The sequence below is a fragment of the Litorivivens sp. genome (assembly GCF_041624475.1).
GTDB lineage: Bacteria > Pseudomonadota > Gammaproteobacteria > Pseudomonadales > Spongiibacteraceae > Litorivivens.
This window is the reverse complement of the sequence record NZ_JBFJUX010000001.1, coordinates 134,290-149,510: the sequence shown is the minus strand read 5'-3', so window position 1 is coordinate 149,510 and position 15,221 is coordinate 134,290. Positions and strand designations below refer to the sequence as shown.

Sequence of the window (15,221 nt, the reverse complement as noted above, 5' to 3'; positions counted from 1 at the left end):
TGATTACCAGGAGGTGGTAACCATGAACCAGACGAGAGAGCCGATTCCTTTTTGGGCGCGTTTTTTTCTCAAATTTGCCGATGTCTGCATATTTGATGCACCGGGAAAGCCGCGCTTTAAGGTCGCGTGGGCGGTAGATATTCACAAAATCGCAACGCTGTTTATTATTTACGCGATGATGCATCACTTTCAAAACTTTTCCACCGGGGCATGGGTATATCTGGCCCTACACGGCATCTATGGCTATTGTTGGCTGATCAAGGATTTTGCGTTTAGGGATCATCAGCTCAACAACAAACTAAGTTTTATCGGCTTTTTTAATCTCTATGCTCTGTTGATCGCCTGGTATTGGCTTATTCCTTATCTGTTTTTGTCGCGCTACGTGGAACCCAGTGGCTTTGTTCTGTTTGTTGCAATCGCGTTACATACACTTGGCGTGGTCACCATGATTGCAGCTGACGGCCAGCGGCACTGGGCGATGAAATACCGCACCCAATCAGGCCTTTTTACAGACGGTATGTGCCGCTATACACGTAATCCGAACTACCTGGGTGAGCTAATGCTTTACGCGGCCTATGCTCTACTAGCGGCGCACTGGCTGGCCTGGGTTATCTACGCTTATATGGCGATCTACTTTCTGGCGCGGATGAAAGGCAAAGATCATGCAATTTCCCGCCATCCCGGCTGGGCAGACTACAAAGCACAAAGTGGCTTGCTGATTCCCTGGCGCATACTCAATGGCCGGGCATTGTATGAACGGTGGCAGGAGCATTCGGCCAGAGCAGGCACGTTAGAGGAGGCAAAAGGATGATTGATTTGAAGCGCTGGAAAGCCTTTTTCCTGTTCGCTGCCCTGTTTAACGCCGCTGCGGGTATGCTGATGGTATTTGCGCCGGAGCTTTTCGGGGTATTGATGCAAATACCGGAGGCCGATATACAGGCATCCACAGCCTGGATACACCAGTTTGGTGTGCTGGTGTTGGGGTTTGGCCTGGCTTACTTCTGGTTGTCCCGTGATCCGCTGGGCAATCGAAATCTCGCGCTACTGGGCTGTATTGGCAAGCTGGCTGTTTTCACTACAGGCTGGGTTGACTACTTTGCGGGCCATGCCCCCCTGTATTTTGCGGTTCTAGTAGTGGCAGATGCCTTGTTTGCCCTGGTTTTCTACTACTTTTATCGGATCACGACCACTGCTGAAACAGGAACTTTTGTCTGAAAAATTAACGATTTGCCTGCGGAACTCGATTTGCTGCTAAAGCTTGGCCAACTATCACCGCGATAGCTGGCTCTTGCTTGCAGCATTCGCTAACATCAGCGCCTCATCTTGGAACTGATGGATAGAGAGGCAAATCGTGTCAATAGAAGTCGTCATTCTCGCCGCCGGCAAGGGCACTCGAATGCGCTCGAGCCTGCCAAAGGTCATGCACGCTATCGCTGGCACGCCAATGCTGGGGCATGTGATCAGCGCTGCTCGGCGTATTGCTGCTGACACTATTCACGTTGTTGTCGGCCATGGCGCGGATCATGTCAAGGCGGCTTTTGACCAAGTTTCCTGGATTGATCAGACTGAACAAAAGGGCACCGGGCATGCGGTAGCACAGGCTTTACCGAGTCTGGCGGACGATAGCCGGGTACTGATTCTCTACGGCGACGTACCGTTGATTGCCTCTGAAACACTGGACAAGCTCGTTGCGCAATGCAACGACGAGGCAATGAGCCTGCTCACAACCAACCTAAATGATCCAAGTGGCTATGGCCGAATCATTCGCGAAAACGATAACGTCGTTGCCATTGTCGAGCAGAAAGACGCCAGCTTTGAGCAACTTGCTATTCAGGAAGTGAACACGGGCATCATGGCTGTGACCGCCAAACACCTAAAACAGTGGTTGCCCAGGCTCAGCAGTGACAATGCTCAGGGCGAATACTATCTCACCGACATCATCGAAATGGCCGTTGGCGATGGTATCGCCATCGAGGTATGTCAGCCGGCGTCGCCCTGGGAAGTGCAGGGGGTCAACAACCGCGCTCAACTCAACGAACTGGAACGCTATTACCAGCGCTGCCGCGCAGAGGCCGTTATGGCAGACGGCGCCACATTGGCGGACGCTGGGCGCATTGATATTCGCGGTGAGCTGAAGGTGGGTCAGGATTGCTATATCGACGTCAATTGCGTTTTTGAAGGGCAGTGCGAAATAGGAGACAAGGTTCATATCGGTCCCAACTGCGTCCTGATTAACAGTCGGGTGGCCAATGGCAGTACAATTAAGGCTAACTCCGTGCTCGAAGAAGCGGTTGTGGGCGAAGATTGTGATGTCGGCCCCTTCGCCAGGCTTCGTCCGGGCACCGTGCTGTCGGCGAAAGCCAAAATCGGCAATTTTGTAGAAACCAAAAAAGCCGTGCTGGGTGCAGGCAGCAAGGTCAATCACCTGAGCTATATCGGTGACAGCGAACTGGGTGAAAACGTCAACGTGGGTGCTGGCACCATTACCTGCAACTACGACGGCGTGAACAAATCCAAAACCGTCATTGGTGACGGGGCGTTTATCGGCTCGAACACCTCACTGGTGGCGCCGGTAACGGTAGGGAAAAATGCGACTGTGGGCGCGGGCTCAACCATTACCGGCGACGTCGCCGAGGCCGAACTGGCAGTGGCACGCGGTAAACAACGCAATATAAGCGGCTGGAAACGGCCGACCAAAAAGACAGATTAAGGACATACCATGTGCGGGATTGTCGGCGCTGTAGCCGATCGCGATATCAGCGATATTCTTATTGAAGGCCTGAAACGACTGGAATACCGAGGCTACGACTCTGCCGGTGTCGCACTGCTGGATCAGGGCAAGCTGGCTATCCGCAAGGAAGTGGGCAAAGTGGCCGCACTGGAGCAGGCTTTAACATCCAAGCAAGCCGGCCACACCGGTATTGCTCACACGCGCTGGGCAACTCACGGTAAACCCACCGAAGCAAACGCGCACCCGCACTTCTCCGGCGACAAGCTTGCAGTGGTACACAACGGCATTATTGAAAACCACGATACCCTGCGCGAGGAATTGAGTAGTCAGGGGTATAAGTTTGTGTCGGAAACCGACACCGAAACCATTGCCCACCTGATTAACCATCTGATGCAGCAGGGGAACGACTTGCTGGCCGCGGTCAAGGCGGCGATTCCCCGTTTGGAAGGTGCCTATGGCCTGGCAGTGGTTCACGCCGATGAGCCAAATCGTATCGTCTGTGCTCGCAGTGGTAGCCCGCTGGTACTGGGTTTGGGTTTTGGTGAAAATTTTCTGGCATCGGATCAACTGGCACTGCGACAGGTAACCGATCGCTTTGTCTATTTGGATGAAGGTGACATCGCTGAAATTACCCGCAACGCTTATGCCATATGGGACCACCATGGCAATACGGTAGAGCGGCCTGTAGAGCGAATTACCGGCAATGCTGATTCAGCTGAGAAGGGAAACTACCGGCACTTTATGCTCAAGGAGATTTTTGAGCAGCCGGCGGTCGTCAAAAATACCCTGCAGGGACGTCTGGGCCGCGATCATATTCTGGAACAGAGTTTTGGCAGCGCCGCTTCCAGTATTTTTGACAAAGTACAGAGCGTACAGATTGTTGCCTGCGGCACCAGTTATCACGCGGGCATGGTGGCCAAATACTGGATTGAAGGTGTGGCCGGTATTCCCTGCCGTGTCGAAGTCGCCAGTGAATTTCGCTACCGAAAATTCGTGGTCAGTCCGGGCACGTTGCTGGTTACGATTTCCCAATCCGGCGAGACTGCCGACACCCTGGCGGCTCTGCGTCTCGCCAAGGAGCTGGACTATGCCGCTACCCTAACGGTGTGCAATGTTGCGCAAAGCTCCCTGGTTCGCGAATCCGACCTGGCGCTGATGACGGAGGCTGGCCCCGAAATCGGCGTTGCTTCAACCAAGGCTTTCACGACCCAGCTCACCGCACTGCTTATGCTGACGGTAGCCCTCGGTCGTCGCTATGCCATCGACAAGGCGCAGGAGTCAGAGATTGTAACCGCGCTGCACGCCCTGCCGGAAACCCTGGCATCGGCCCTGACCATGGACCATGACATTCGCGATGTTGCGGAAACTTTTGCCGACAAACATCACGCACTCTTTTTGGGGCGCGGTATACAGTGGCCGATCGCGATGGAAGGCGCGTTGAAACTAAAAGAGATTTCCTATATTCACGCGGAAAGCTATCCGGCCGGTGAGCTCAAGCACGGCCCACTGGCACTGGTCGATGACGATATGCCTGTGGTGGCAGTCGCACCCAACGACGAATTGCTGGAAAAACTGAAATCCAACCTCGAAGAGGTGCAGGCCCGCGGCGGTCAGCTTTTTGTGTTTGCCGACAAGCAGGCGGGCTTCAAAAACGAGTCGGGTCTTACGGTTATCCCGGTACCGCACAGCGCCGATATTATTGCGCCGATTCTCTATACCGTACCTCTGCAGTTGCTGTCCTACCATGTGGCCGTGTTTAAAGGCACCGATGTGGATCAGCCACGCAACCTCGCCAAGTCGGTGACCGTCGAATAAATCGCAGTGCATTACGACGTCATTATTCTCGGCGCAGGCGCTTCTGGCCTGTTCTGCGCCTTTACCGCGGCCCAACGCGGCCGCCGTGTGCTGGTGCTGGAGCGCGCCAACAAAGTTGGTAAAAAAATCCTGATGTCGGGCGGCGGGCGCTGCAACTTTACTAACTATTCTATCGAGCCGAACAATTTTATTTCCAGCAATCCCCACTTCTGCAAGGCTTCGCTAAAGCGCTACAGCCAATGGGATTTCCTGTCTCTGGTGGAGCGCTACGACATTGCTTTTGAGGAGCGGCTATACGGTCAGCTGTTCTGCCTGAACTCTGCGCGCGATATTCTCAATATGCTTCTGACCGAGTGCGAAAACGCGGGTGTGGATATTCGCACAAACTGTCAGGTCGCCGATGTTAAAGCCGTCGAAGGTTCAGAAGATAACAGTACGCGATTCAAGCTCTCCGCCGGCAAGCAGAGTTTTACCTGCCAATCGTTGGTAGTGGCAACCGGTGGTTTGTCTATTCCAACACTGGGTGGCAGTGGTGACGGCTACCTGCTGGCTGAGCAGTTTGGCCTAACACTGAAACCGCGTCAGGCCGGACTGGTGCCTTTTATGTTCAGTGACGCTATGAAGGGCGTTTGCGAACGGTTATCGGGGTTAGCGCTGTCGGTTAATGTGTCTTGCAACGAGCAACAGTTTCACGCGGATATGCTGTTTACTCACCGGGGAATGAGTGGCCCGGCCATGCTCCAGATATCGAACTACTGGAACCCCGGCGATGCGCTGACCATCGACTTTTTACCTGGCGAAGATGCCGTTGACTGGTTGTTGCAGGAAAAGCAGCAAAGCCCGAAAAGCCTGCTGCGCAGCGTGCTCGGTCAGCGCTTGTCAAAAAGCCTGACGCTGGAATTGCAGGCTCTGCTATGGGCTGAACGTACACAAACGGTTATGGCGGAAATCAGTGACCGCGACTTGCGCCGGGTTGGTGAAAACCTGAATGCTTTCGAGGTAAAACCATCAGCCACTGAAGGCTATCGCACCGCGGAAGTGACCCGCGGCGGGGTTGATACCGATGGTCTGAGCTCCAAGACACTGGAAGCGAAAACGCAGCCGGGACTCTACTTTATTGGCGAGGTGGTGGATGTCACAGGTTGGCTTGGCGGCTTTAATTTTCAGTGGGCCTGGTCATCCGGCTACAGTGCGGGCTTGCACGCCTAAGGATTGCGTCAGTGCGCGCTGAATACCTGCAGGCAATAGCCTTTCTGTAGGGCTTCGCGAATCTGGGGGTCGTCGTGGCTTTGTCCTTCCAGCTTCAGAAAGCGACGCTTGATAATGGTCGCGTCGCGAAAGCCTTCTTTCAACAAATACAGTTTCGCCAGCTGTTCCGCGCCAAACAAATCAATAAAATTGATATAGGCGATAAAGGGGCATTCTTCACCCGCTTTAAACTCGCCCTGATCCTTGCTCGATGTTGCGTTGATGGAAAACAGGTACATAGTCTCGAATCCGTTTAACTGCTGACAATAGCCAGGCGCAGAGCATTCATCTGCAATTGCAGTTGTTGCAGGGCGGCTTCGCCGGTTTCACTGCGCTGGTCAAACGCGACAAGCTCGGCGTCGCCCACATCGGGGTTGCGTTCGGCCAGCGCGGCCAGCCGCTCGCGTTCGCGCTGTCTTTGGCCGCGATAGTGTTCAAGGGCCTGCTGTCGCCACTCGTGCTGCAGCTCGGTGCTGCGGTTTTCGGCCTGCTCGAGCAGACTGACCAGCGGCTCGCGAATCTGGCGCATCAACGGTGGAATCAGTTTGCGTTTAACGGTCTGACACAAACCGTTGAGCTGCTCGTGCGAAACTTTCGCGCCCAATTGCCGGCCCTGACCATCCATCAGCAGGCGCTCGCTCATGGCCGGCAGGTAGCGATCCAGCTGCAGGGCGGCCGGTGCAGGAATTACCGGGTTCAGAAAGGCTTCCAGCAGCAGACTGCCTGCGGGCAGCCCCTTCACAGAAAGGGTACTGATACTGGCGCTGCCGAGTTCGCCATTCACGATAAGCTCCATCGCGTCGCGCACCAGCGGATGTTCCCAGGACAGGAACGCCATATCTTCCCGGGACAGGGCGCGCTGCCGATCGAAGGTGCCGGTCAGCCCCTCTTCGGGCAGGTGAGGAAAACTTTCGCTTAGCATATGATCGCCCGGGCGCAGGATAATGGCCCGATCACTGTGATCTTCGTGTTCCAAACCGAACTGATCGGCCAGCTGCAGCAGATAGTCGGCGAGCTCGTCGCTGTGCTGCTCCTGTTCGGCGTTCTCCACCAGCGCTTGAGCCACGCCGGGCCGACAGGAGTTCAATTCCAACAGACGGTTGCGGCCGCTGTGCAGCTCCTGGTGCAGTTCGGCGGCGTAGTCGCTGGCTTCGCGGATAAGCGCGGCCATTTTCCCGGCATCAGCGAGCGCTTGTTCGAGCTGTTCGCCATAACGATCAGACATAGGCGCGCCGATAGTGCAGGGCTCGCGAAAAATACCGATGGCATCGCGATACCATTCGAGCAGGCGCTGCTGGGCGGTGTCAGCAAAATACGGTACATGAACGTGGACATTCTGCTGGCGACCAATGCGATCCAGTCGCCCGATGCGCTGTTCCAACAGGTCCGGGTTCAGCGGCAGATCAAACAGCACAAGGTGTTCGGCAAACTGGAAGTTGCGGCCTTCGCTGCCTATTTCCGAACACACCAGCAGCTGGGCGCCGCTGTCGTGATCGGCAAAGTAGGCGGCGGCGCGATCGCGCTCAAACAGGCTCATGCCCTCGTGAAAAACGGTCGAGGCGATGCCCCGGCGCAGGCGCAGGTAAAGTTCCAGCGTGCGAGCGGTTTCGGCGCTGTTGCAGATCAACAGGGCGCGCTCGTCCGGGCGTTTCAGCAGAAACTGCTCAAGCCAGCCAACGCGCGGGTCCGCGGCCGGCCACTCGTCACTGGCATCAGCCAGCGCGTGCGGGTCGCGGGTTGCGATATCGGCGATGGCCTCGGGGCAGGGCAACGGGTGTTCGTGCAGCTCGCGCACAGGAAACCCGCCCACGGCGCTGCGACTGTTGCGAAACAGGCTACGGCCTGTGCCGAAGCGGTCAAGCAGTGCGTCGAGTACATCTTCTGTTAACGCCTGTGGGCTCGCCTTAAAGCGCTCCGCCAGGCCCGCATCCAGCAAGGTCAGCAAGGAGCTATTTGACGAGGCACTGACGGGATCTTCTGTGACTTGATCCACCAGCTCGCTGATGGCCTGATACGCGCTCTGCTCTTGGCGAAAGTTATCGAGACTGGCATAGCGGGCCGGGTCAAGCAGTCGCAGACGGGCGAAGTGACCCTCAATACCGGCGCTTTCCGGAGTGGCTGTCAACAACAGTACCGATGAGATGGCCGAGCACAGGGCCTCGGCAAAGCGATAGGAGTCAGAACGGTCACCGTCTTCGCGCCAGTGCAGGTGATGGGCCTCATCGAGAATCAGCATATCCCAGCCGGCGTCCAGCACTTGGCGCTGGCGTTTTTCATTGGCGCTCAGCCAATCGATGCTGGCAATCACCAGCTGCTCGCTGTCGAAGGGGTTTTCTTCCCGTTCGCGCTCGATTTCTTCGTCGAAAAATACCGTGCTGTCTTCGCTGCGCGACGGATCGATATCGGCGCAGCGAGCCTCATCGAAAATACTGAAGGCCAGATTGAATCGGCGGCGCATTTCCACCAGCCACTGATGAATCAGACTGTCGGGCACCAGAATCAGCACCCGGCCCACCCGCTCGTTCAGCAGCAGCTGATGCAAAATCAGTCCGGCTTCAATGGTTTTACCCAAGCCCACCTCATCGGCCAGCAGTAGGCGAGGGTGTTCACGTTTGGCGGCCTGTGAGGCGATGTAAAACTGGTGCGGAATCAGATCGACGCGGGCGCCCAGCAAACCACGGCTGCTGGCCGCGCGGGCGCGATTGCGAAAGGCCAGGGTTTTGGCGCGCAGCATGTACAGGCGCGGGTCATCCAGCTGGCCGCTCAGCAGGCGGTCGCGAGCGCTGTGCAGCTGCACCTGGGCACTCAGCAATTGCTCGGGTACCGGGTGCAGCTGGCCGTCGCTGTCCTCGGCCAGGTAAATCAGGCTGTGATTGTGCTCTTCAATATCGCGCACCAGCAGCTGCGGGCCGTCATCATCCAGCTGAATATGCTCGCCGGGCTCAAAGCGCACCCGCGACAGTGGCGCATTATCAGCGGCGTAGGTGCGCTCTTCCTCGGCGGCAGGAAAAAGAATGGTGATGCGACGGTTTTCGGCCTCGGTAATCAGGCCGAGCCCCAGATCGGGCTCGGTCATGCTGATCCAGCGTTGGCCGTTGGCAAACTGTAGTGACATGGGGCTGGAATCGGTCTGGTAAAGCGGCCGTGCATGGTACTCGGCTTGGCGGCCGAGCGAAAGGCCTTCAGCAACCGGCGGCGCTGCGGCTGGTGCTGACTAGCCGGGCTCGACCCCCACGGCTGATGACCACCTCCAGCGCTTTGTCGGAATGGCTGGCGCACAGGGTGAGGGTGCCCATCAGCAGGGCGCCGCCAGGTTGTCGGGTTTCGCCGCTGGCCACATAGCCAATATGCTGGCTGACCGCTGTGGTGCCCGAGATAGTCAGCACATCGGCATAAGCCGGGCGCGACAGCAGTAGGGTTTCGCCATTGTCCCGGTTGCCGTTTTCATTGCTGTCGACAAAAACCTCCCAGCCGCTTTGCCAGTCGCCATCGCTATTGTTGAGCGTGACGCGCGCCGCGCGCTTTACCGCTTCGTTGCGAGCCATTTGCAGGTCGTTGAGCAGGTCGTAGCCGGCACTGCGCAGGCGCTGTTTGTTGGTCCAGCCGGAGAAGGCCGGCGCGGCGAGTGCCAGCAGCAAGGCGACAATGATCAGGGTAATCAGCAGTTCGACGAGGGTAAAACCTTTGTTTTGCATCACAAATCTCCTCCTTGAGACCTGCGTGATTGTAGACAATTTGATCAGCTTTCTGTCAAGCTAGGCATCTTACCGGCGCAAAACCGCGCCGAAGTCACACAAGAACAGGATGTTCACTCGAGCGCAACAGGGACGATTGCCGCCGTTCTCCCTGTCCACTCGACACCATGCAAAGGAATGCACGATGTGGAATCGACCCTGTGCAGGCTTCAGCCTGATAGAAGTACTGGTTGCTCTGCTGGTAACCGCGCTGGGCATACTCGGCCTGGTCGCCGCTAACCTCAACGCCCTGAAATTCAACCAGACAGCCGATGTGCGCTCCCATGCCACGCTACTGGCCTATGACATAGCCGACCGGATGCGCGCCAACCGCGATGCGGCGCTGGCCGGACTCTACGACACCACACTCACAGCCACACCTCCCGGCGGCAACGGTGTTCACCAGATCGACCTGCGCGACTGGCTTAATGCCTTGGCCAATCAGCTGACCAGCGGTGACGGCAGTATCGCCCGCAATGGTCGTCGCTTCACCATCACCGTGCAGTGGGACGAAGAGCGTATCTCCGGGTCTCGCCTGGCCAACGCCGGGGGCGGTCATCTGGAACGCTTCGTCTTTGTGACGGAGCTATAGCGATGAAAGCCCTTTCTCAAACACACGATCGAGGTTTTACTCTGGTAGAGCTGCTGGTCGCGCTGGCGCTGGGCTTGGCGCTGAGCACCGCGGTAATGCAGGTAACGCTCGCCAGTCTACAGAGCCGACAATTGCTCGATGCTGCCGGGCGTTTGCAGGAGAGCGGCCGCTTTGCGCTGGCCTACCTCAGCAAAGACCTGCGCACGGCCGGGTTCATGGGCTGCCCGAATCTGGCACAGGTTCCCTTAAACGTGATCGCCAAAGATCCACCGGACGATCTCGATTTCACCCCCGGCGGTGTACTTAAAGGTTATGACAATGTGGCTGCCGGTAACCCCTTTGCGGCGGTTGTCGGCAGTGACGTGGTAACCCTGCAGCGCGCCGATCCGCGCATGGCCGGGCTAACTGGCAACCTTTCCCCCAACAACGCCAATATCCAGATCGATAACAATGACGCCGGCCTTGGCGCCGGCGATTTTGTGCTGATTACCGACTGTACCCACGCTGACCTGTTTGAGGCGACGACGGTGTCGCAAAACCAAAGCGCGGGCAATGAACGCTTTACGATCGCCCATGCCAGCAACGCCAACGACAACAACAAACTCAGCAAACTGTATGGCAGCGATGCTTTCCTGCTGGGTTTTCAGTCGGTGGAGTATTTCGTACGCGACACCGGCCGCACTAGTGCAGCGGGCAAGCCAATTCACTCCCTGTATGTGCGGGCGCGCCAGTTCGACAGCGCAACACCGCGTGTAGCGCAGGAATTGGTAGAGGGTGTTGAAAACATGCAGCTTAGCTATGGCGAAGACAGCAACGGCGACCGCGCCATTGACAGCTACAAGACGGCAGACAACATCAGCGACTGGTCAAAAGTGCTCAGCGTGCGCATTGAATTGCTGCTGCACAGTCTGGAAGACAATGTCGTCCCCGATGGCCAGAACCTCACCTATAACAGCAGCCTTGTGCCGCAAGACGGTCGCTTGCGTAAAGTCTATACCACAGCCGTCGCTGTGCGTAATCGATTGCCGTAGGAGGAAAGCCATGAACCGAACTGCCCAGCGAGGCGCCACCTTAATTGTATGCCTGATCTTCATGCTCATCATGACGGTGATCGGCGCCAGCGCCTTACAGTCCACCACGCTGCAGGAGCGGATGGCGGGCAATGCCCGCGATACCCACGCCGCTTTTCAGGCGGCCGAAGCCGCATTGCGTTCCGCGGAGCGACTGTTGGCGGCGGCTTCGCTGCCGGCCTTCAACGGCAGCAACGGTTTATTTCAGGATTGCAGTGGCACATCGACGGCCTGTTCAGCGCCCGACTGGTCAGATCGCAATTCAGGCAACTGGGCAAGCGTGAGCCAGTTTGGCGCAGGGGTGCACAGCGATCCCCAGTACATTATTGAAGAGTTGAATGTGCAGGGCAGCCCGTCAACCTCGCTGGAATCCGATATCGCTGTATCGCCCTTTAAAGTCTACCGGATAACCGCCCGGGGTTTTGGTGTCAGCAGTAACTCAATGGTGGTATTGCGCAGTATTTATCGACGGCAGTAATGCCGCAGCAACAGTGGAGAATCAGGGATGAGCATTCGCAGTGCGAAGCTATTTTGTCTCGGCGCCCTTGCCGGGATAGCACACAACCTTGCCGTCGCGGCCCTGGATATTGCACAGGCACCGCTATCTCAAGCGACCGGAGTACCGCCCAACATACTGCTCGCTATCGACGATTCCGGCAGCATGGATTCGGAAGTGCTGATGCCCACCAATGACGGGGCTCTGTGGTGGAATACCGAAAGCCAAAGCTTTGTCGGGCTGAACGGTAGCGACGAAGCAGAAAGCGGGGTGTTGAATGTCAACGCCGCCGGTGCCGCCAACCGCAGCTGGAAAAAATACGTCTACCTTTTTCCCAACGGCTCCGGCAATGGCAACAGGGTCTACGCTGACGCCGCTAACGATCACTTCGCTATTCCACCGACCGCAGAGTTGGCCTTTGCCCGCTCGCCGGATTACAACCGGGCCTATTTCAACCCCGCAGACGTCTATGCACCGTGGCCAAGCGTGGGCGAAACAAACTGGAGCAACATTAACGCAACGGCGGCGCCCAGCGACCCGAGCAAAGGCAGTTTCACCTTTGATTTAACAAGCAATATCGATGCAGACAACGAAGGCCGCCGCTTTACCTTTTTTCCGGGGATGCGTTTTCCCGACGGCGAAATCGCGACAGAAAAAACCGCGCGCGCGGTGGACTTCTTTCCGGCGACCTTCTACCTGAAAGAAGCACTGCCGACCCGCTTTGGCTACACCGGAGCAACTCTCACAGGTCTTGCGCCCGATGGCACAGCACTGATTGGCTACGAAATTAAATCCGCCAATTTTCAAAGCAGCGAACAGTACCGCGCGATGCTGCAGAATTTTGCCAACTGGTTTTCTTACTATCGCAAACGCCATCTCGCCACGCGGGCGGGTGTTGCCCACTCTCTGTTTGAAGTGCGCAACGCGCGAGTTGGTGAATTCACCATCAATTCCCGCGAAGAGCTTACGCTGAATAACCTTTCCGTGTCGTCAGAGCGCGAGCAATTCTACAATAGGGTCTATAGCCGGGGCGGAAACAGCGGGGGCACGCCCAACCGCCGTGTATTAAAGCACGCAGGCGACCAGCTGCAGCGCAGCGATGGCGCCGCGCCGATAACACACGCCTGTCAGTCGAACGCCGCCATTCTTTTTACCGACGGCTACAGCAACCCGGATGACGTCGGGATCGGCAATGAAGATGCCGGTAAAGGCTCACCCTATGAAGACAGCGTCGCTGGCACCATGGCAGACATCGCCATGAAGTATTACAGCACCCATCTGCGGGATGATTTGCCCACCGGCAAAGTACCCCTGCAGGAAGCCTGTAGTCGCCGTGATCGCAGCCCGGCGCTGGACTGCAACAGCAACCTGCATATGCTGACCTATGCGGTTACTCTGGGTTCGCGCGGCTTTCTGTTTGACCCGGACAACCCCATTGACCCCTACAGCAACCCGCCCACCTGGCCTACGGAATTTCCGGCCCGCAGCCCCACCGCTGTAGATGATTTGTGGCATGCCACCATCAATGGGCGGGGCCAGTTGTTGAACGCCAGCAAGTCGGTGGAAATCGCCGACAAACTCAAGGCGGCAGTAACCCGCATTCTGCAGTCAGTCGGCTCGGCCTCGGCGGTGGCAACCAATTCCACCCGGCTCGATACCGATACGCTGGTATTTCAGGCCCGCTACGACAGTCGCGACTGGTCCGGGCAGTTATTGGCCTACCGGGTGGGTAGCGATGGCAGCCTGAATGGGCTCGAATGGTCGACCGACAGCGACGCCACAATACCAGCCTATGATGTTCGCAAGGTCTTTACCTGGACAGACACCGACGGCCGGAATTTTGACTGGAACAGTTTAAGTGATAGTCAGAAAGCAGCCTTGACCGCTGATATTGCTTCAGCCGATACCGCTGCTTTAATTGGCCCGCAGCGAGTCAACTGGCTGAAGGGTGATCAAAGTCGTGAGGGCTCAGATACCGCCTTTCGTATTCGCAGTAAACGGCTCGGTGATATCGTCAATTCCAACCCTTACTTTCACTGGCAGCAGAACTACGGCTTCTCAAAACTACCGGGCGGTGAAGGCAGCAGCTATGTCGCTTATCTCACTGCCAAAGCCAGCAAACCGGCGATGCTGTATGTGGGTGCCAACGACGGCATGCTGCACGCCTTTAAAGCAAGCAGTGGCGAAGAGCAGTTTGCTTATATTCCCGCCGGGGTTTTTGATCACCTCTACACACTGACAAAGCCCGACTACGAACACCGCTATTTTGTGGATGGTTCTCCCCGTGTGTTGGATGCCTATATCGGCAACAGCTGGCAGTCGGTGCTGGTGGGCGCCCTGGGTGCCGGCGGGCGCAGTGTGTTTGCGCTGAATGTTTCCGACCCGGAAAATTTTGATGCGGACGCTGTGCTTTGGGAATTTTCCACCAGCAGTGAGAGCAGCGACAAACTCGGCGTTGCCATGAGTGAGCCGGTAATTGCGCGTCTGGAAAGCGGTGACTGGGTGGCGATTTTCGGTAACGGTTACAACAGCGGGGATACGCTAAAGCTCTTTGTGGTGAGTCTCGCGGACGGCAGTTTGCTGAAGGCCATTGATACCAAAGTCAGTGGCGCAGACAACGGCCTGAGCAGTGTGGTGCCGGTGGACGTGGACGATGACCGCATAACTGATGTGGTTTATGCCGGTGATCTGAGCGGCAATGTCTGGAAGTTTGACCTCACCGGAAACAATGCTAATGGCTGGGGCATTGCTTATGGCACCAATCGTGAACCCGCTCCCCTGTTCACGGCCCGCGATGCAAGCGATGTGGCACAGCCGATTACCGCGCGCATTGCGGTCGGGCGCCATCCTGACAGCGGCATCATGGTGTATTTCGGCACCGGCAAATATGTAGAAAGCCAGGATGCGCAGGTAGGGGATACTCCTCAGGTACAAACCTTTTACGGCCTGCACGACGATGGCGCCGTCATCGAATCCCGCACCGATTTGCAGGAACAGACGATTACTGCCCAAGGTATACGCGCCCTCAATGGCACGGACAATAACAGCAGCTCAGATCTACGCGTGGTGTCCCGCAACACGGTGGATTACAGCAGCAAGCAGGGCTGGTATCTGGATTTGAAACTGAGCAGTGCCAGCCACGGCGGTGGCGAGCGGGTGATTGACCAGGCCATTCTCCGCTACGACCGGGTGATCTTTGTGACGATGGCGCCTTCGCCCAACCCCTGCAGTTTCGGTGGCACCAGCTGGTTGATGGAATTGAACGCGATGACGGGCGGCCGACTGGACGAAGCGGTATTTGACGCCAATAATGACGGCCTTATTAACAGCGCCGACCTGATCGATAGCGACAGCACCTTGATTCCACCGAGCGGCAAACACTTTGATGAAATGATATCGCGACCGGGCATCGTCGGCGCCGGTGAAAAGGAATACAAATATACGTCGGGCTCGCGCGGCAATCTTGGGCTAACGACCGAGCGCGGCGCGGGTAACGCACTCGGTCGTCAATCCTGGTGGCAGTTGCGCTAGTGTC

At 56.9% G+C, this 15,221-nt stretch carries 12 protein-coding genes; 9 read left to right on the top strand and 3 right to left on the bottom strand.

The annotated features are described in order from the left end of the window. The first annotated feature begins 22 nt into the window (after window positions 1–22). The 5 genes from ABY734_RS00685 to ABY734_RS00665 all read left to right on the top strand — a co-directional run bounded on the left by ABY734_RS00685 (window position 23) and on the right by ABY734_RS00665 (window position 5,755). Window positions 23–811, top strand: a complete 789-nt coding sequence (locus ABY734_RS00685; protein WP_372777026.1) for a DUF1295 domain-containing protein — start codon at window positions 23–25, stop codon at window positions 809–811. After that, on the top strand, window positions 808–1,215 hold the full coding sequence (locus ABY734_RS00680; protein WP_372777025.1) for a hypothetical protein: 408 nt from the start codon (window positions 808–810) through the stop codon (window positions 1,213–1,215). Before ABY734_RS00685 ends, ABY734_RS00680 begins: the two co-directional genes overlap by 4 nt. Window positions 1,216–1,348: 133 nt before the next feature. Further along, a complete protein-coding gene (gene glmU / locus ABY734_RS00675; RefSeq protein ID WP_372777444.1) occupies window positions 1,349–2,710 on the top strand; it encodes a bifunctional UDP-N-acetylglucosamine diphosphorylase/glucosamine-1-phosphate N-acetyltransferase GlmU in 1,362 nt (453 codons plus the stop codon). 9 nt (window positions 2,711–2,719) lie between these two features. Further along, window positions 2,720–4,546, top strand: a complete 1,827-nt coding sequence (glmS, locus tag ABY734_RS00670) for a glutamine--fructose-6-phosphate transaminase (isomerizing) (RefSeq protein WP_372777024.1) — start codon at window positions 2,720–2,722, stop codon at window positions 4,544–4,546. Beyond that, window positions 4,547–5,755, top strand: coding sequence for an NAD(P)/FAD-dependent oxidoreductase (locus ABY734_RS00665; protein WP_372777443.1), 1,209 nt, complete (start codon window positions 4,547–4,549; stop codon window positions 5,753–5,755). An 8-nt stretch (window positions 5,756–5,763) separates the two neighbouring features. On the opposite strand, the gene ABY734_RS00660 is transcribed toward ABY734_RS00665, so the two are convergent. From ABY734_RS00660 to ABY734_RS00650, 3 genes are all read right to left on the bottom strand, one after another. After that, a complete protein-coding gene (locus ABY734_RS00660; protein WP_372777023.1) occupies window positions 5,764–6,033 on the bottom strand; it encodes a hypothetical protein in 270 nt (89 codons plus the stop codon). A gap of 14 nt (window positions 6,034–6,047) precedes the next feature. After that, window positions 6,048–8,909, bottom strand: a complete 2,862-nt coding sequence (gene rapA / locus ABY734_RS00655) for an RNA polymerase-associated protein RapA (RefSeq protein WP_372777022.1) — start codon at window positions 8,907–8,909, stop codon at window positions 6,048–6,050. Between the two features lie 67 nt (window positions 8,910–8,976). Further along, a complete protein-coding gene (locus ABY734_RS00650; RefSeq protein WP_372777021.1) occupies window positions 8,977–9,489 on the bottom strand; it encodes a GspH/FimT family pseudopilin in 513 nt (170 codons plus the stop codon). A 184-nt stretch (window positions 9,490–9,673) separates the two neighbouring features. Here ABY734_RS00650 and pilV point away from each other — a divergent pair, with 184 nt between their 5' ends. The 4 genes from pilV to ABY734_RS00630 are packed head-to-tail and all read left to right on the top strand — an operon-like array spanning window position 9,674 to window position 15,217. Then, window positions 9,674–10,120 carry a type IV pilus modification protein PilV gene (gene pilV, locus ABY734_RS00645; protein ID WP_372777020.1) on the top strand — a complete coding sequence of 149 codons (447 nt, stop codon included), beginning with the start codon at window positions 9,674–9,676 and terminating at the stop codon, window positions 10,118–10,120. A 2-nt stretch (window positions 10,121–10,122) separates the two neighbouring features. After that, window positions 10,123–11,151, top strand: coding sequence for a PilW family protein (locus ABY734_RS00640; protein ID WP_372777019.1), 1,029 nt, complete (start codon window positions 10,123–10,125; stop codon window positions 11,149–11,151). A gap of 10 nt (window positions 11,152–11,161) precedes the next feature. Continuing rightward, complete coding sequence (locus tag ABY734_RS00635) at window positions 11,162–11,668, top strand: PilX N-terminal domain-containing pilus assembly protein (protein WP_372777018.1); 507 nt, start codon at window positions 11,162–11,164, stop codon at window positions 11,666–11,668. 27 nt (window positions 11,669–11,695) lie between these two features. Continuing rightward, on the top strand, window positions 11,696–15,217 hold the full coding sequence (locus ABY734_RS00630) for a pilus assembly protein (protein WP_372777017.1): 3,522 nt from the start codon (window positions 11,696–11,698) through the stop codon (window positions 15,215–15,217). Window positions 15,218–15,221 lie beyond the last annotated feature (4 nt).